Origin of the sequence: Streptomyces sp. NPDC015127 (assembly GCF_043080095.1) — a bacterium.
GTDB lineage: Bacteria > Actinomycetota > Actinomycetes > Streptomycetales > Streptomycetaceae > Streptomyces.
Genome location: NZ_JBIBVE010000001.1, coordinates 585,076 through 602,133, shown reverse-complemented (window position 1 = coordinate 602,133; position 17,058 = coordinate 585,076). Strand labels below are relative to the sequence as shown.

Annotated in this window: 12 protein-coding genes and 1 pseudogene; 8 read left to right on the top strand and 5 right to left on the bottom strand. The window is 71.5% G+C overall.

Annotated features, from left to right (window positions below):
- Window positions 1–214: 214 nt before the first annotated feature.
- Both ACF08N_RS02545 and ACF08N_RS02540 read left to right on the top strand, forming a co-directional pair.
- Entirely contained in the window at window positions 215–1,183 is a 969-nt protein-coding gene (locus tag ACF08N_RS02545) for a fibronectin type III domain-containing protein (RefSeq protein ID WP_392322694.1), read from the top strand.
- A 541-nt stretch (window positions 1,184–1,724) separates the two neighbouring features.
- Entirely contained in the window at window positions 1,725–2,591 is an 867-nt protein-coding gene (locus ACF08N_RS02540; RefSeq protein WP_392322876.1) for a PhzF family phenazine biosynthesis isomerase, read from the top strand.
- Between the two features lie 26 nt (window positions 2,592–2,617).
- Here ACF08N_RS02540 and ACF08N_RS02535 read toward each other — a convergent pair.
- Window positions 2,618–3,010: pseudogene (locus ACF08N_RS02535) on the bottom strand (3'-5' exonuclease); the annotation flags it as partial.
- Window positions 3,011–3,290: 280 nt separating this feature from the next.
- Window positions 3,291–3,797 (bottom strand): hypothetical protein, encoded by a 507-nt coding sequence (locus tag ACF08N_RS02530; protein WP_392322693.1) that lies wholly within the window; start codon window positions 3,795–3,797, stop codon window positions 3,291–3,293.
- 470 nt (window positions 3,798–4,267) lie between these two features.
- Here ACF08N_RS02530 and ACF08N_RS02525 point away from each other — a divergent pair, with 470 nt between their 5' ends.
- Together ACF08N_RS02525 and ACF08N_RS02520 are read left to right on the top strand one after the other, a co-directional pair.
- Window positions 4,268–5,680 carry a penicillin-binding transpeptidase domain-containing protein gene (locus ACF08N_RS02525; protein WP_392322692.1) on the top strand — a complete coding sequence of 471 codons (1,413 nt, stop codon included), beginning with the start codon at window positions 4,268–4,270 and terminating at the stop codon, window positions 5,678–5,680.
- Window positions 5,681–5,709: 29 nt separating this feature from the next.
- Complete coding sequence (locus tag ACF08N_RS02520) at window positions 5,710–6,351, top strand: carbonic anhydrase (RefSeq protein ID WP_392322691.1); 642 nt, start codon at window positions 5,710–5,712, stop codon at window positions 6,349–6,351.
- A gap of 139 nt (window positions 6,352–6,490) precedes the next feature.
- Here the strand turns inward: ACF08N_RS02520 and ACF08N_RS02515 are convergent, their stop codons facing one another.
- Entirely contained in the window at window positions 6,491–7,489 is a 999-nt protein-coding gene (locus tag ACF08N_RS02515; RefSeq protein WP_392322690.1) for an L-threonylcarbamoyladenylate synthase, read from the bottom strand.
- 145 nt (window positions 7,490–7,634) lie between these two features.
- Here ACF08N_RS02515 and ACF08N_RS02510 point away from each other — a divergent pair, with 145 nt between their 5' ends.
- Together ACF08N_RS02510 and ACF08N_RS02505 are read left to right on the top strand one after the other, a co-directional pair.
- Window positions 7,635–7,895: a hypothetical protein gene (locus ACF08N_RS02510; RefSeq protein ID WP_392322689.1), complete on the top strand. Its 261-nt coding sequence runs from the start codon at window positions 7,635–7,637 to the stop codon at window positions 7,893–7,895.
- Window positions 7,896–7,947: 52 nt separating this feature from the next.
- Window positions 7,948–8,631 (top strand): glyoxalase, encoded by a 684-nt coding sequence (locus tag ACF08N_RS02505; RefSeq protein WP_392322688.1) that lies wholly within the window; start codon window positions 7,948–7,950, stop codon window positions 8,629–8,631.
- A 32-nt stretch (window positions 8,632–8,663) separates the two neighbouring features.
- On the opposite strand, the gene ACF08N_RS02500 is transcribed toward ACF08N_RS02505, so the two are convergent.
- The gene (locus ACF08N_RS02500) at window positions 8,664–8,894 is read right to left on the bottom strand and encodes a hypothetical protein (protein WP_392322687.1); all 231 of its coding nucleotides are present in this window, start codon (window positions 8,892–8,894) and stop codon (window positions 8,664–8,666) included.
- 37 nt (window positions 8,895–8,931) lie between these two features.
- The gene (locus ACF08N_RS02495; RefSeq protein WP_392322686.1) at window positions 8,932–10,638 is read right to left on the bottom strand and encodes an FG-GAP repeat domain-containing protein; all 1,707 of its coding nucleotides are present in this window, start codon (window positions 10,636–10,638) and stop codon (window positions 8,932–8,934) included.
- A 537-nt stretch (window positions 10,639–11,175) separates the two neighbouring features.
- Here ACF08N_RS02495 and ACF08N_RS02490 point away from each other — a divergent pair.
- Both ACF08N_RS02490 and ACF08N_RS02485 read left to right on the top strand, forming a co-directional pair.
- Complete coding sequence (locus ACF08N_RS02490) at window positions 11,176–13,446, top strand: FG-GAP repeat domain-containing protein (RefSeq protein WP_392322685.1); 2,271 nt, start codon at window positions 11,176–11,178, stop codon at window positions 13,444–13,446.
- Window positions 13,447–14,434: 988 nt separating this feature from the next.
- Window positions 14,435–17,032 (top strand): MXAN_6230/SCO0854 family RING domain-containing protein, encoded by a 2,598-nt coding sequence (locus ACF08N_RS02485; protein ID WP_392322684.1) that lies wholly within the window; start codon window positions 14,435–14,437, stop codon window positions 17,030–17,032.
- Window positions 17,033–17,058: the final 26 nt, after the last annotated feature.

Here is a 17,058-nt window from a genome sequence, read left to right as displayed (position 1 = left end):
CGACCGCGCCCACCGGGATTCGTGGGGGGTTGACCGAGAGCGTAGGGCGGAGCGGGCCCGGATGGTGTTCCGGAAGGCCATCTTCAAGAAGCCATAAGAAAGCCATGAGGCTGAGGCAAGGTACGTCGCGCCGCAGGGCTTGAAGCGGGCAGGGAGGTGTGCCATACAGGTCTGGACCAATGCTCGTCAGTCTGCCGCCCGCGGAGGCCCGACCGTGCAACGTCCCCCCACCCTGGCCGCGTTGGCCTGCCTCGCCGCCCTGCCGCTCACCGCCCTGTCGCTCACGGCCTGCGCCGGCGAGCCCGAGGACACCGAACGCCCCACCACCCCCGCCGGCGTCACCGCCCAGGCGAGCAGCGCCACGTCCGTCCACGTCATGTGGGAGACGTCCACGGACAACACGGCGGTGACCGGGTACGAGGTCTACGAGAACGGCACCAGGGTCAGGACGCTCCGGGCCGCCAAGCACATGGTCGACGTCGACCGCCTGACCCCGAGGACCGCGTACCGCTTCACGGTCCGCGCCCGCGACGCGGCCGGCAACCTCTCCGGCCCGAGCACGCCGATATCGGTCACGACCCCGGCCCCCGCACCGGACGACCGCGGCGCCCCCACGCCCCCGGGCAGCCTGCGCGGCACGGTGGACGGCAGCCGGGCCGTGACCCTGACCTGGGCCCCGTCGACGGACGACACGGGCGTCACGTCGTACGACATCTACCAGGAGGACTCCCGCGTCCACAGCATGCCCGGCACCCGCACGACGGCCCGGGTGACGGGCCTGCGCCCGGGCACGGTCTACACGTTCACGGTCCGCGCCCGCGACGCGGCCGAGAACTCGTCCCCCGACAGCACCCCGCTCGACCTCACCACCGCACCGGCCCCGGGCGACAAGACCCCGCCGACGGCCCCGATCTCCCTCAAGGCCACGGCCCGCAAGGGCGCGATCGACCTCTCTTGGACACCCCCGCGCACGGGCGCCCCGGTGCGCGAGCACCAGCTGTACCTGAACGGCCGCCCGGCGACGACGATCGTCTGGGGCGCGGAGCCGCCGGCGGGCACGGCGACGTACACGATGACGGTCACGGACCCCCCGGGCACCCGCTACAGCATCAAGCTCCGCGCGAAGCTCCCGGACGGGAGGTGGGGGGACTTCTCGGCGCAGCGGACGGTGATCGTGCGGTAGCGCGGCCCTCTACGATCCCGACGTGGACGGATACGAACAGGCCCGCGAACGCGCCGAGGCGGAACTCGCGGCACTGAGCCGCACCGACACCCCGCACCGGGACCACGTGGCGGGCAGCCTCGGCGACCTGCTGCGGGCACGGTCCCTGTCCACGGCGGACGCGGAGCGGGTCGTACGCAGCCTCGTGGCCTGCTCCCTGGCCGAGACGTCCCACGCCCTACGGGAGTCCGCGCTGAACGCGATCGCCGAGGCCGTTGTCGCGTACACCTTGCCGTACGAGTTGCTCGAACCCCTGGCGACGCGGGCTCACGCAGTCGAGCAGCCGGGCCTCCTCGAACACATCCTGTTCAGCCTCGCATCGACGCACGACGAGCGAGCCCGGGAGACCGTGGAGCTGTTCCTCGGCCACCCCGCCCCGGAGGTCCGGCAGGAGGCGGCCGAGGCGATCCGGGAACTCGACGCGGTCCGCCACCGCGGGCCGGGCGCCGGGCGCGGGCTCCCGGTCGGGAACAAACCTCTGCGGCCCCTCGTTCCGCCGATCATGACGACGACGCACGAAGTCCTGCGCTACACCGCCTTCTCCGACGACCCGGTCGGCGGCAACCCCGCCGGGGTCGTACTCGACGCGTCGGGGCTCGACGACGACGCGATGCTGGCCATCGCCGCCGAACTCGGATACAGCGAGTCCGCGTTCCTGTTCGCGCCACCCGAGGGGCTCGGCGGGGAGGCCGGGCGGGCCTACACCATCCGGTACTTCAGCCCCAAGGCGGAGGTGCCCTTCTGCGGCCACGCCACCGTCGCCACCGCCATTGCGCTCGGCGAGCGCATCGGGACCGGCGACCTTGTGTTCGCCACGCGCGCGGGCATCGTGCCGGTGAAAGTGAGCGAGGAGGGCGGAACCGTCCGGGCCACGCTCACCACGGTGGAGCCGCACACCGAGGCCGTCGCCGATGCCGACCTGGCCGAGGCATTGGCCGCGCTCGACTGGCCCGCCACCGACCTGGACCCGGCCTTCCCGCCCCGCATCGCCTTCGCGGGCGCCCGCCACCTCGTGCTCGGGGCGTCGACCCGTGCACGCCTGGCGGACCTGGCCTACGACTTCGCCCGCCTGGAGTCCCTGATGCGGCGACTGGACCTGACCACGGTGCAGTTGGTGTGGCGGGAGTCGGAGCGCGTCTTCCACGTACGCGACCCGTTCCCGGTGGGTGGCGTGGTGGAGGACCCGGCGACGGGCGCGGCGGCGGGCGCGTTCGGCGCGTACGCGCGTGAACTGGGCCTGGTCCCCGAAGCGTCGGTGCTCACCCTCCACCAGGGCGAGGACATGGGCCGCCCGGGCATGCTGACGGTGGAGCTGAGGGAGGGGGACAAGCGGGTGCGGGTGACGGGGACGGGGGCGCGGATCGGCTGAGGAGGTGGCCGTGCCGCGCCCGGCACTCAGCCGCGGCCGGCGGCGGGGAGCAGGGGTTCCAGGAACTCGCTCGGTGTTCCGTGCCAGAAGATGTCCAGACTGTCCCGGGCCCGCGTCGCGGCGACGAACAGCAGCGATCGGGCCCGCTGCAGCTCCCTGCGATGGCGCAGGGCGTCGACCGACTCCAGCCGCAGCACGGCCTCACGGGGTACGAGCCCCTGCGCGACACCTGCGATGATCATCCGCTGGTACTCCAGTCCCTTGAACCGGAACATCGTGCCGATGTGCACCCCCTCGTCGCCGCGCGGCCCGTCCGGACCGATCTCGATGGCCCGGATGCCGAACTGAGCCAAGGCATAGGCGACTTCCTGAGCCATGGCGTTCGTCGGCACGCAGATTCCGATCTGCTCCACGGGAATGTCTGGGTGCCGCGGTGCGCGGCGAGACGCCAACTCGCAGGTGTGTGCCTCGACGAGCACCAGTCCGCGACCCGACTCCGCATCCGCGGAGCCCGGCCGCGCTCCCGTGGGGGGCCGCTTTTCCGTGCGGATGCCGGTGACGTCGAGTCCCGTGCCTCAACGCCTGGGCAGTCCTGTTGACCAGGGAGAACTTGCCGACTTCGTGGTGCCGTACGCCTGCGCGACCACGATGTACGGCGCCGCGCGCCACCCGACGGTGCCCGGTGGCCCCGGCTCGCGCTCAGCGGCGGCGGTCCAGCAGGTCTGCGAGGTCTCCCGGCGTCACGTCGAAGGGGAGCCGCCCGTCGTCGAACAGGTGGATGCCGCAGGTGCGGTAGATGTCGTCGGCCGCCTGGGAGCAGATCATCTTGTCCGAACGCGCCACGCGCGAACGCAAGAAGCGGGTCACCAGTGGCAGCCGGAGGCGATAGGCCGCCAGGTAGAAGTAGGTCGTCCAGTTGTAGCCGGTGCCGACCCGGCTGCGGGCCTCGGCGACCACGGCGTCCCGCTCGTCGCTCCGCAGGTCCCAGGGGACGACGGCATGCGGCCGGGCCTCGTACTTCGACCAGGGGGTGATGACAGCCCCACCTGGCTGAGCCTCGAACACGGTGCTGTCGTCCAGGGCGACCGCCACGTGCGTCCAGCGGCTCAGGTCTCCGTTGATGGCCTGGAGCAGCCACACCAACTTTCCGGCCAGGCCGTCTATCTGGGTCAGGACGATGGAGCCGGCAAGGGGAGCAGAGGCCATGGCGGTCACCTTTCAGAGGACCCGCGGATCGGTGAGACGAGAAGTCGGCGTCGTCATCCAGGTGAGTATTCCCGTCCTGCAGTCCAGTCCAGTCCTGTCGGCTCCGGCCTGGGGCTGTCCCGTGACCAGGTGACCGATGTCGCCTTGTGCAGGTGGTGCCCCTTCGACAGCGACCTCCGCGTCCCCAGCGCCCGAGCGGCCCCAGCGGTCATGGCGGACGCCCCGTCGACGGCGCACGGCCGCTCGTCCGGGTGTCCCCGAGGACGCCGGCTGAGCCGATCCGAGCATCATTCCGAGGCTGCTCAACATGGCAAGCGCCGTACGATGCCGCTTGAAGACCACCGATTCCCTCATGGGTCAACTTGCCGCTCACAGCGGTTATTTGAGCTCAGGAGCAGTGCTGATACACGCCCCCCGCCGGGCGCTGGGGCATGCTCCCGGGCAGAGCCGTCGAGGCTAGGCTGATCTTCATGACGCCGAGCATCCGACGCCGCACCGTCCTCCCTGCCGTTCTGGCTCTACTGCCGCTACTGGGCCTCGGTTGCTCGGCCGAGACGCGTACGGACGGTCCCAAAGCGCGTGGGGAGAAAGGGCCTTCGCCCACGACGCCCGACGACGTGCCCCGCCCCGTCGAGGGTCTGGGGAACATCCTCGTCGCCGGTCGGCCCGTCACCGGCTCGAAACCGTCGGAGCACGCGAAGCTCCCGTACCAGCGCACCTACGCGTCCGGGCCGTTGTACGCCACCGTCACCGGCTACCGGTCGATGGCCTACGGGCAGGCGGGCCTCGAAGGCGTGTACAACGACGTGTTGTCCGCCGGAGCCAAGGGCACCGGCAGTCTGTCGGGCCACGTCGCCACAACGATCGACCCGGAACTCCAGACGGCCGCTGCCGACGCCCTGGGAGACCGGAAGGGCGCCGCGGTCGCTGTAGACGCCGACAGCGGCGGCATTCTGGCGCTGGTGAGCACGCCTTCCTACGACCCGTCCACCTTCAGTGGGTACTTCTCGTCGGACGAGAAGGCATGGAAGGAGTTGCAGGACGACCGCGACAAACCCATGCTCAACCGGGCGCTGCGCGAGGCCGTGGAGCCGCGCGAGACGTTCCACGTCGTCGTGGCAGCCGCCGCGCTGGAGAACCGCCTGTACCGGTCGGTCGACGAGGCCACGCACGCCCCGCTGCCGTACACACTGCCGGGGACGACGACCCAGATCACCTCGGACGTTGCCCAGTGCGCACGCGCCTCGATCCGGGCCGCGCTGCGGCACTCGTGCGACAACGTCTTCGCTGCCATCGCCGTCGAGCTGGGCCACAGCAACCTCGCGGCGACGGCCGAGGCGTTCGGGTTCAACGACGATGCGTCGGACGTGCCTGTGCGGGTCGCGGAAAGCACCTACCCCATGGGGCAGGTGAAGGAGCACGACGTCGCTCTCTCCGGCATCGGGGCGGGTGGCGTGACGTCCACACCGCTCAAGATGGCGGAGGTCATGGCGGTCGTCGCGAACGGCGGCCGGTCCGTGGCCACGTCGATGGTCGACACCGTTGTACTCGGTGACGGAACGGTACAGAAGCCCGAGGACGGGGCATCCTCCGCGACTTCCGGCGCATCGCAGCAGGTCATCAGCCGGAACACCGCCGAGCAGCTGCAGTCGGCCCTGACGGACGCTTCCGGCGGGAAGGGCACCGCAGGCGTGACCGGCCGGGCCGTGCCGACCCGCGGATCGCACGACGCCGAACCGACCGCTTGGTCCGTGTCGTACGCCCGGGACGAAGGGGGCCGGCTGATCTCGATCGCCGTGCGGTTGGACGACGCCGGCAATGGCGAGCCCGGCGCGAACCCGTCGGCCGCCGTAACCGAAAGGATGTGGGCCGCAGTGTCCTGACGGTTCCCGCCTGGTCGTAGTCTGCGGTCATGACTGACACCTCGACGCTGACTCCCCGTGAAGCCCTCGAGATGCTGCTGGCCGGCAACCAGCGATTCGTCTCGGGAACACCGCAACACCCCAACCAGGACGCCGCACGCCGCTCCGACATCGCACCGGCCCAGAACCCCTTCGCGGTGCTCTTCGGCTGCTCCGACTCCCGCCTGGCCGCCGAGATCATCTTCGACCAGGGGCTCGGCGACCTGTTCGTCGTCCGCACCGCGGGCCACGTAACCGGGCCAGAGGTACTGGGCAGCATCGAGTACGGGGCGAGCGTGCTGAACTGCCCCTTGGTGGTGGTCCTCGGCCACGACTCATGCGGCGCGGTCGCGGCCACCCGCGCCGCCGTGGAGGACGGAGTGACCGCGCCCGGGTACGTACGGGACGTCATCGAGCGTGTCACGCCCAGCGTGCTGGCCGCCCGCTCCGCCGGCCTCACCCGGGACAGTGACGTCATCGCCGAGCACACACGGCACACGGTCGACCTGCTGCTGGACCGCTCCCGGGTGCTCGCCGACCAGGTGAAGGCCGGACGGACTGCCGTGGTGGGCCTGTCCTACCGGTTGGACGACGGCAGCGCCCACCTGGTCACCACCCGCGGCCTCGAAGTCGCCGCCGACTCCGCGTCGTGACCGAAGATCCGCCGGCCGTGGCACAGCCACGTCACGCCGCGCACGGCCCACGGAGCTGGTAGTGCTGCCCGTCCCGAACCTCGCGCCGGCCTGGCCCTTGCCGCGGAATGCGAGGGGTGCCACGGGTGGGGAACGTTGATCACTGACGAGGGGTGTTGCCGGTGGAGGAGGGCCGGGGGCCGGCGGCGCGGCGGAGCCGGTTGGCGATCGCCAGTCCCAGCCCCTCCTCCACCGGCAAGGACGCGACGATGAGGTCGCACCCCCGCTGGTCGAGCTGGCGCAGGAACCCGTACAGCCCGCGCGCGTAGGCGGCCGCCGAACTGGGGACCGCCACCACGGCGTGCGCCTTCACCGGGGCGCCGGCGAAGGGGGGAGGGAGAAACACGCCCACCTGGTGCCCCAGCTCCTGCGCGAGCTCCGCTTCGGCGACGACCTTCTCGGGCTCGACGAGGACGACCCGCGCCCGCGGCGCGTAGTGGGACGGATGCTGGCCCGGCACTCGCACTCGGCTCGTCGTAGGGACCGCAAGCGGGTAGCCCAGCATCGCTTCGAGGTCCTCGCGCGTCACCCCGCCGGGCCGAAGGACGCTCGGAGTCTCGCCCGTGGCGTCGACGATGGTCGACTCGACGCCGACCTCGCAGGGGCCGCCGTCCAGCACGAAGTCGACGGCGTCACCGAGCTCGGCACGGACGTGGTCCGCTGTCGTGGGGCTGACCGAGCCGAAGCGGTTTGCGGACGGGGCCGCGACACCGCCGCCGAAAGCCGAGAGCAGCGCGAGTGCGACGGGGTGGCCTGGCACGCGCACGGCCACCGTCTCCAGGCCACCCGTCGCTTCGAGGGGCACCCGGCGACCGCGCCGCAGGACCAGTGTGAGCGGCCCCGGCCAGAAGCGTTCGGCCAACAGGCGCGCGGTCGCGGGCATGTCCTCGACCCAGTCGCCCAGGTGCTCCGCGCCGCCGATATGGACGATCAGCGGGTGGGAGGGCGGGCGGCCCTTGACCTGGAAGACGCCCGCGACAGCGGCGGGATCCTCGGCGTTGGCGCCCAGGCCGTAGACGGTTTCGGTGGGGAAGGCCACCAGGCCTCCGGCGCGCAGCACACCGGCTGCCTTCTCGATGTCACTGGTTCTTGCCGTCACCCTCGCAATCCTCTCACTGTTCCACTCTCCACATTCCGTGGTCTTGTCGGCGCATAGCTGAGCGCATGGGGTGCTTGCCTCGGCAGGCACCCCATGCGCTCGTAGACGTCTCGCTGCCTACGGTGAGTCGCCGTACGCGTACCTGATGACGCGTCGTATCGAGAGCACGACGGCGCTGCTGCGGCGGGGCGACCTCAGCGTCACCGAGGTCTGCTTCGCGGTCGGCTGCGCGTCGCTGGGCACGTTCACCACCCGCTCCGCCGAGCTGGTCGGCATGCCGCCCGGGCCTTCCGGTGCCAGGCGGCGCCTGTGGCGGCCGGCCATGCTGATGCTGTGGGTGCAGCCCACGATGTGGGCTCTGCGATCACGGTGGAGGGGATACCGGCGTGTGTGGCGAAGCAAGTGACATGACCGGTCAGGAATCGAGAAGCCCCGGCCACCGGGCAGCCCCTAGCGTGATGGCCATGGCAACCACGACTTCCACCGCATCCAGCACGTCCATCGCATCCGTCACCCTTGAGGTGGCCGACCCCGAGGCCGCCCGCCGCTTCTACACCGCCTTCGGAGTGGACACGCACATACGCCTGCGGGCGTCCGAGGCACACTCCACCGGATTCCGCGGCTTCACCCTGGCGCTCACGGTGTCCCGGCCGGCCACCGTCGACGGCTTCGTCGGCGCCGCCATGGATGCCGGCGCAACGGTGCTGAAGCCCGCCGCGAAGTCGCTGTGGGGCTACGGCGGCGTCGTCCAGGCCCCGGACGGGACGATCTGGAAGATCGCGACCTCGGCGAAGAAAGACACCGGCCCGGCCACCCGTGAGATCGACGAGGTCGTCCTCCTGCTCGGCGTCGAGGACGTGAAGGCCAGCAGGCAGTTCTACGTCGGCCGGGGTCTGACCGTGGCCAAGAGCTTCGGGGGCAAGTACGCCGAGTTCGCCTCCGGCGAGTCCAGCCCCGTCAAGCTGGCGCTGTACAAGCGCCGCGGCCTGGCCAAGGACCTCGGCGTCCCCGCCGACGGCACCGGCTCGCACCGCATCGTCCTCGCCGGCACCGTCGGCCCCTTCACCGACCCGGACGGATTCGCCTGGGAGGCCGCCGGGTCGCTCGCCCCCGCGCCGTCCACGGCGCCTGCGCTGTTCTGACCCTCGGCCCCGCACTCCCGCCCCGACCCGTCTCATCCCACGGCGCCGCGCCGCCGCGAGAAGGACGCGGCAGCGGAGCGGGACGTGCCCGCGAAGATCGCCGAGATGCCGGAGGCGGACCGGGTCCTCGCCGAGCGGATCCACGACTCGTCAACGAGCGAGGAGCGCAAGGTGGTGCGGACCTTGGCCTTGAACCGGCTGAACGCCCGCCCCTCGATGCCTTGGAGGTGCTTGCGCGAAACGCCGAATGGCTTACCGATCACGTGGGTCGGTAAGCCATTCGGTGGGGACAGAGCTCGGTCAGAGGACGGCGTTGTAGACGTTCCAGCCGCCGCCGATCTTCGTGCGGGTGGCGAAGGGCGCGGTGGTGCTGCCCGTGCCCTTGTACAGCCAGAGCACGCCGGAGGCGTCGCGGGCAATGGCGTCGGCCTTGCCGTCGTCCGTCAGGTCACCCGTGAGGGAGAGCTGGTTGTAGACCTGCCAGCCCGTGCCGACCTTGACCCGGGATGCGTACGGAGCGGTGGAGCTGCCGGTTCCCCTGTACAGCCACAGCACGCCGGATGCGTCGCGGGCAAGAAGGTCGGGCCTGCCGTCGTCGTTGAGGTCGGCGCCTGCGGTGACCTGGTTGTAGATCTGCCAGCCGCCACCGACCTTGATCCGACTCGCGAACCGGGCACTGCCGGTGCTGCTGCTGGTGCCCTTGTACAGCCACAGGGCCCCTGACGCGTCGCGAGCCAGGAGGTCCATCCGGCCGTCCCGGTCCACATCGCCTGCTCCGGTGAGCTGGTTGTAGACGTTCCAGCCGCCGCCGACCTTCACGCGGGTCGTGTACGGCTTGCCGTACACGAACTGCCGGTCGTAGTACCAGAGGTATCCGGCGCTGTCCCGGGCGACGAGCTCACCGCGGCCGCGTGTGGCGCCTGCGGTGGCCTGTGAGAGGTACAGGTCCTCGGCCAGCGGGGACAGCCGGGTGAGCTTGTTGTACGTCTGCCAGCCGTCACCGACGAGTGTGCGAGGGGAGAAGGGTGTGCCGGCTGTGCCTTTGCCGTGGTACAGGAACAGCTGCCCGGAGGTGTCGCGGGCGAGAAGGTGGTGCCGCGGGAACACGGGTGCGCCCTCGGTGGAGAAGGTCCCGGCCTGGCGGACGTACCGGTCGTCGCGGCCGGGGCTGGTGTAGATGTCGTACATCGTCGCGGCCTGCATGCGCCATGCGCGGACGCCCGAGGCCGGTGTGAGTTCGTAGCCGATGGTGTGGTCGCCGGGTTCCAGTTGGCAGATGAGGTTGAGGACCCCGTCGGCGAGCTTGGGCCAGTTGACCGTGCACGAGGCTCCGGGGCCGGTGGTGACGTTCCCGATCCGGATGTCCTCGCGACGCCATTCGACCTGTCCGTCCGCGGGGCGGAAGTAGAGGTACAGCCGTCCGGCGTCGATCGCGTGGACGTGCAGCCGCTGCTGCACCGTCTTGCCCGCAGGCGTGTTCGGCAGGTCGAAGGCGACGGTGTTGCGCTGGGCGCTCTCGTGGGTCCTGACCACGGCCTGCGATATTCCGGAGGTCGCCGTGGCAGGCCTGACGCCGGAGTTGCGGGCGGCGTCGATGCCTTCGGCCAGGTCACCGCCGGGGGGAACGTACGCGTATCCGCGGTACGCGGTCGTCATGTCGGCGGCGTCTGCGGATACGAAGAACTGCGGAGGCCGCTGGTAGTAGGCCCCCAACTTGCATGTGAAGACGGCCTGGTAGCCGGGGATCTCCTGGCATTCGTGGAAGCTCATGGAGAACGACGACGGCCACCCGGCGTCCTCTCCCGTGCCGTCGAGCGGCCGGGTCGCGTATGCCAGCACCAGCTGGCCTCTGGCCGTCGTCTCGCCGGCGATGTCCACCCCGGTGAACCAGCTGGAGTTGGGCGGCAGCACCTCGTCCCGTCCCGTGACCCGCAGACCGTCATCGGCCATGGCCGGGGCGGAGCTGATGAGGGATGCTGCTGTGAACAGACCGGTGGCTGCGCTCATGGCGGCTATTCGCCGCCACGTTCTTCGGTGCATGGAGATCCTTCGATGTGTTGTCGGGTCGTCACGCTCCCGAACGCTCTGTGTGCCGGGATCGTGCTGGCAAGCCTGACGCTGTCCTGCAGGAAGCGGCTTCGACGGCCGCGTCTGCCTCTGTGCTGGGCGGGACCGCCCGGCACAGAGCCGGTGTTCTGCCGCGCGATGTACAGGGAGCGAGCCGCTCCGGGCAGGCGCGGGCCGCTCCCGGACGATCAGTCGATCTTGCGGCTGTCAGAAGATACCGGTGGCCAGACCTGCTCGTCCGGCTCCCCACCCTCAGCGTGGTCTTCCCCGGCGTCTGCGGCTTCCGACCGTGGCGGTGCCCCATGCCGGCGACCTTCTCAGCGCCGCCGCACTCTGTGAGCGGGGATCCTGACCCGTGCTTGCTAAGATCCGCGCGCATATGCCGCGGATGCCGTTCGGGCTGGGGGTGCCTTGCACCGCCTCCGCGTTCGCCGCCGACGTGCACGGGTGCGTGGCGGCTTCCAGGGGAGGGTCTACATGAAGCATGCACGACGTATGCCTCGTCAGCGGTTGACGAGCGCGGTCGCGCTCACGCTCGCTGTCGGCACGGTGACGTCCACGGCGACCGCGGCCGCGAGCCCGGTGACCGAGACAGTGGTACCGGACGTGGCACAGGACAACGCGAGCGCGACAGTGTCCATCGAGCCGGGCTCGGAGATCGTCAGCGCCGGTACGACGGGCTTTCTGACCACCGACGCCGATGCGGACGTGCGCTGGACCCGGTACGCCGACGGCACCAGCACCGTGCTGGGACGCGACAGCAGCCAGTTCACCGAAACCCAATGGCACGGAGCGGTGTCCGACACCGTCGTGGTCCCGCAGCCTTTCCTGCCGACCTTCGGTGCCCGCGTCCTGGATGTGTCCGACATGGCCACGGGCGCCGCACCCGTACGGGTCGATCTGCGCCATGTGGCAGGTGGAGCCCGGTATCTCGGTGCGGTCGGGTCGACGCTCATCGCCCGGTCGGACCCGACGCCCAACTGGCAGCAGATCCATCTGGTCGCCAAGGGCAGCGGCGCGTCCTACCGCACGGTGACGGGCCTGCCGGACGACGCGTGGAACATCACCCTGGACGCCGCAACGGAGGAAGCGGTGCTGCTGCGGTACAGCACCGGCTCGGGTGACACCTGGCATGTGTCCGTGGTCGACCTGGCAACCGCGGCCGTGACGGAAACGCACACGGTGGGCTTCGACGGCAGCCCGCTGACAGCCGCGCTGTCGAGCACGCATCTGGCGTGGTTCGACCCGACATTGACCTCGGGCACGATGGTGCTCAACATCGCCGAACGGGGCGGCCAGGTACGCCGTGTGACGACCTCCCAGATGTATGCGCCGGTTGTCGGCCTGGCCGACGGGTGGGTGACCTACGGAAACAGGACCGCGATCCACCAAGGTCATCCCGACAGACCAATGGCGCTGACAGCTGTTCCTGTGGCCGGCGGCCCGAGCGTACGACTGCTGGATCACGTCACCTCGCTCGCCCCGACCCCGGGCGGCGGTCTGCTGGCCATGGGCGGCACTCTCGACGAGGGGGAGGGCGTCTACCGCATCATCACCGGCGCCGACACCGCACCCTCCACCCAACTGGTGGCCAGCACGGGGCAGCCGACCAAGCTGGCCTTCCTCGGACACAGCGTTCCCGCGGTCGTCGACCTCGACCAGAACCGCGGCCAGGCCGAGCTGGCATGGCGACTCTCCCGCCTCAATGTCCACCTCACGATGACGCTGCGCCACAACCGCACCGGGCTCACCTCGCAGACCTACGACACCCCCTACAACGAGACCACGCCCCTCGCCCAAGAAGTGGGCGGCACATGGAACGGGACGCTGAACGACAACGGCCGCTCAGTGGCTGCGCCCAACGGTGACTACACGTGGCAGATCCACGCGACTCCCGACAACGGCATCGGCCCCGCGCTCACCGTCACCGGAACGTTCAAGGTCAAGCGCACGCCCGGCCCGCACGACTACACCGACAACACCTCCCCGGACTTCCTGGCCCGGGACAGCTCCGGCAGGCTCTGGCGCGAGGACACCAGCTACGACCTGCTGAACAAGCACCACGGCGAAGGCCGACGCAAACTCCTCGGCAGCGGCTGGCAGATCTACAACCGCATCGAGGCCGCGGGCAACATCGCCGGCGGTCCGGCCGGCGACCTCGTCGCCCGCGACAAGGCGGGCGTGCTGTGGCTCTACCAGGGCCGCGGCGACGGCACCTTCACCACCCGCGTCAAAGTCGGCGGCGGCTGGCAGGGCTACCAGCACCTCACCGCCGGCAGCGACGTGACCGGCGACGGCAGGGCCGACCTGGTCGCCACCGACACCGCGGGGGCTCTCTGGCTCCACAGGGGCACCGGCAACGCCGGCGCGCCGTTCGCGGCCCGCAAGAAGGTCGGACAGAGCGGCTGGCAGACGTTCAACCAGATCACCGCCACCGGCAACATCGCCGGTGGTCCGGCCGGCGACCTCGTCGCCCGCGACAAGGCGGGCGTTCTGTGGCTCTACCAGGGCCGCGGCGACGGCACCTTCACCACCCGCGTCAAGATCGGCGGCGGCTGGAGCCCTTACACCCACATCGTCGGCGCCGGCGACGCCAACCGCGACGGGCGCCCCGACCTGTATGTATGGGCCCCGTACGGGGAGATATACATCTACGAAGGCACCGGAAACGCCGCTGGTCCCTTCCTCGGCCGGAAGGGAATGTCCAGTCTCTTCGACTCATGGCAGTCCTACAACCACATCGTCTAGGACTCGGGCACGCTCGCCTCAGGTCCCTCCGGTGACGGCGGGACCTGAGGCAGCGCCGTCATGGCGCGCACCTCTTGCCCCGCGTCCTGTGGGAGGCGGGGCGGGGGCATGCAGCTCATGGCCCGACTCCAGCCGGACCATGACGAGATCGTCGGCTGCATCGCCGAGCACCGTGTGCGCCTCGACAGCAGCAAGTTCGGCTCAACTGTCGCGCCTCCGCACGCGCCCCGTCGATGCGCTCCGCCAGGCCGGGAAGCTGCCTGCGCATCCCCTCGATGAGCCCGAGGAGTTGTGCCGCCGCAGCCGGAACGCCGCCGTCGGCCACGCCCTGCGCGAGCAGTCCCCGGGTGCTGGGTGAGGCAGTGATCGTCTGCCACGCCTCCCGCCGGGCCGTCTCGGCCGCACGCGTGGCCGTCCGGTACGCGTGCCCCGCAGCTTCCGCCTGTGCGCTCGGCGAGGCGGACGAGCTCGTCCGCCTTGTCGATCAGGGCCTGGGCCTCGGTTGCGATACGGGCTCCCGGGGTGGGCCGGAGCGCGAGCTCCGCCGCTCCGTCGGTGGCGCTCGTGCGCGACGCGCTCGGCACAAGCCTGGTGTCGTCGACCGGACGCGCCGACCGGTGCTCGATGCTCCAGCCGAGGAGTCCGCCGGTGGCGATGCGATGCATCCGGCCGTCCTCGCTCGCGAGCCCGTAGCCGAGCCACTGCTCCAGCGGAGCAAAAGCGTCGCGCTTGGCCTCGTGGACCAGGGCGCGATGCGTGACCCGCTTGCCGATCAGGCGCGTCATTGTGCCGCGCCGCCGTGCCACGCCCGACCGGCCGGCGGACCGCCCCGGAAAACCCGGTGATCAGCCGCCCCGCCCCCTGTTAGCTTGATGTCGCGCGGGGCGGCTCCCGAGCGTGCTTCCTTCCTCAACTTCCTTTGACGAAACAGCGTGCTCACTTCCCGCCCCGCGCAACACCCGGTCATCCGGGAGGGGGAGAACCAGACGTGTCCAGCACCATCGCCACCAGCCGCACCACCGCCACCACTCCGCGCAGCCTCGCCGCCGTGCTCCTCGCACGGCGCGGGGTCGTCTACCTGCCCATGGGCGGGGACGTCTCCGAGCCCGCCGGCCACGCGGGCGCCGCGTTGATCGAGGCCGATCTTGTCGAGCGCGGATATCTCGTCGCCTCCCCGCTGCGCGCCGCCTTCGCCGCGCTCGACGCGCGGGCCCTCGGCGCCATGGGCCGGGCGCTGCTCCAGGACATCGACCGGGAGACCGGCGCCGACCGGCCGCACGAGCCCCTGCTGCGCGGGTTCCCGGACAGCACCCCGCACGACACGTACGCGCACTACGTCGACCGCGTGCTCACCGTGCTGTTCCAGCGGCCCGAGCAGCCGTGCGTGCTGTGCGGCACCGTGGACTCCGTCGTGCCCGTCGCGCCCTGCGCCCACCTCGTGTGCGGCACGTGCTTCGACGGTGCCGACTTCTCGGCGTGCCCGGTGTGCGAGCGGCGCATCGACCCCGCAGATCCCTTCCTGCGCCCCAGGCGTCCGCGCCGGATCTTCTCCCGTCCTCCCGCGCGGCCCCAGCGGCTGCGACTTCTGGCGTACGGCGGTGACCTGAGCGACCGTCAGCGCGATGCCGCCCGGGAGCTGGAGAACCTGCTCGCCCGGACCGGCGCCCTGAGTCCGCAGGACACCGACCACCTGGACGCCCTGCTGGCCGCCCGGACCCGCGAGGACCTCGACCTGCTGCCGACCGCCGTGCCGGGCCGGGAGACCAAGGCCCGTCTCGTCGCCTGGCTGCTCGCCGACCCCGCGGCCCTGCCCGCGACCCTGCCCTTCGTCACCGGCCTCGTCGACACCGCCACCGACGTGCTGCGCGTGCTCGCGGTCCGGTCCGGTGGCGACGCGGGGCTCGTGAGGATCCCGCGCTTCGCCCGCGTGTCCCGTCCCCTGCGCCGCGCCCTGCTGGCGGCCTTGGACGCTCTCGACCCGGCGCGGGCGGCCCAGGACATGCGGCGGTACCGGCGGGCCTGGATACACGCCGCGGAACTGCTGCACCCCTTCGAGCACACGCATCGGTACCCCCGCGCGGCTCTCGCCTTCGCCGCGCTGCGCGGTACGGCGCTCGGCGACGACGCCCTGTCGCTCGCCCTGCGCAAGGCCGCGGACGGCATCGACGGCGTCGACGTCACCGGCCCGGTCGTGACCGTGCGCACCTGGGGCGGCCAGGTCGAGACGGCCCTCGCCGGGCGCGACCTCGACCGGGCGCTCGCCCTGCTCGGGCAGCGGCCGGGCGAACTCGTCCGCCGTCTCGACCACCTGCTGCGCCTTACCGGGGACGCGGACGAGGGGCGCGCCGTCGTCGCCGCGCTGGAGCGGGGCGTCGGGCGCGTGGCGCCCGCCGTGGTGCTGTCCGCGCTCGGTGCGATCCGCACGCGTACGCGCGAGCGCACGGTACGGGTGTTCTTCCCGAAGGGCGCGGCGGCGCGGGCCCATGTGACCGGCGACGGCAGGCCGGCGCTGCCCGCCGCCCTCGTGCGGTCCGTGACCGGCGTGCTCACGGCGGAGATGCTGCGCCGCGCCGGTGCGGCGGCGCCCGTGGAGGTCGCGGTCGTGGACGCCGCGCTGGACGGCGTGGTCGCGCCGTTCATCGAACGGACCGCGTCGCGGGCCCTGGTGACCCTTCCGCGCGGCAGTGAACTCGCCGTACCGAAGGGCAGGGCGCTGCGCCTGTTCCTGCACTGGATGGAGAGTCCCGCCTCGGGACGCACCGACCTCGACCTGTCGGCCGCCATGTTCGACGCGGACTGGCGGCACATCGGGGAGTGCGACTACACCGGGCTGCGGTACCGGGGCACGGCGGCGGTGCACTCGGGCGACCTCCAGGACGCCCCGCCCCCGCTCGGCGCGTCCGAGTTCGTCGACCTCGACCCGGAGCGGCTCGCCGAGGCCGGGGTGCGGTACGTCGTCGCCGTCGTCTACTCGTACAACAACGTGCCCTTCGGCGACCTGGCGGACGCCTTCGCCGGGCTGATGGTGCGGGACGCGTCCGGGAACGAGGGGCCGGTGTTCGACGCGCGTGCCGTCGAGCAGCGCTTCGACCTCACCGGCAGCAGCCGCGCCTGCGTGCCGCTGGTCGTCGACGTGGAGGAACGCACCATGCGCTGGCTCGACGTCGTCAAGGGGGTCACGGGCACGCAGCACGCGGTGTGGCGGCACGCGCACGCGCTGGCCACCCTCACCCACCGGCTCACGGAGCTGTTCGCCTCGGGTGCCCGTGTCGGTCTGGGCGAGCTGGCGGTGTGGCAGGCCGCGGCCCGGGCGGCCACGGTCGTCCTGCGCCACACGGACGGCTCGCGGAGCGTGTACGCACGGCGGGACGGCGAGGACGTGGCCGGATTCGTGGACCGCATCGGCTCACCGGACACCGACGGGGCCGAGCCCTCGGCGCGGCCCCGGCTGGCCTTCCTGCTGCGCGGGGACGTCGAACTGCCCGATGGCAGCGAGGTGTTCGCGCTGTACCCGCACGCCCAGGATGCGACGCGGGTACGTCTGCTCGCCGCCTCCGACGTCGTCACAGCCATGGCGCCGCGCTGACGCACCACCGCCCCCGGTGCTGTGCG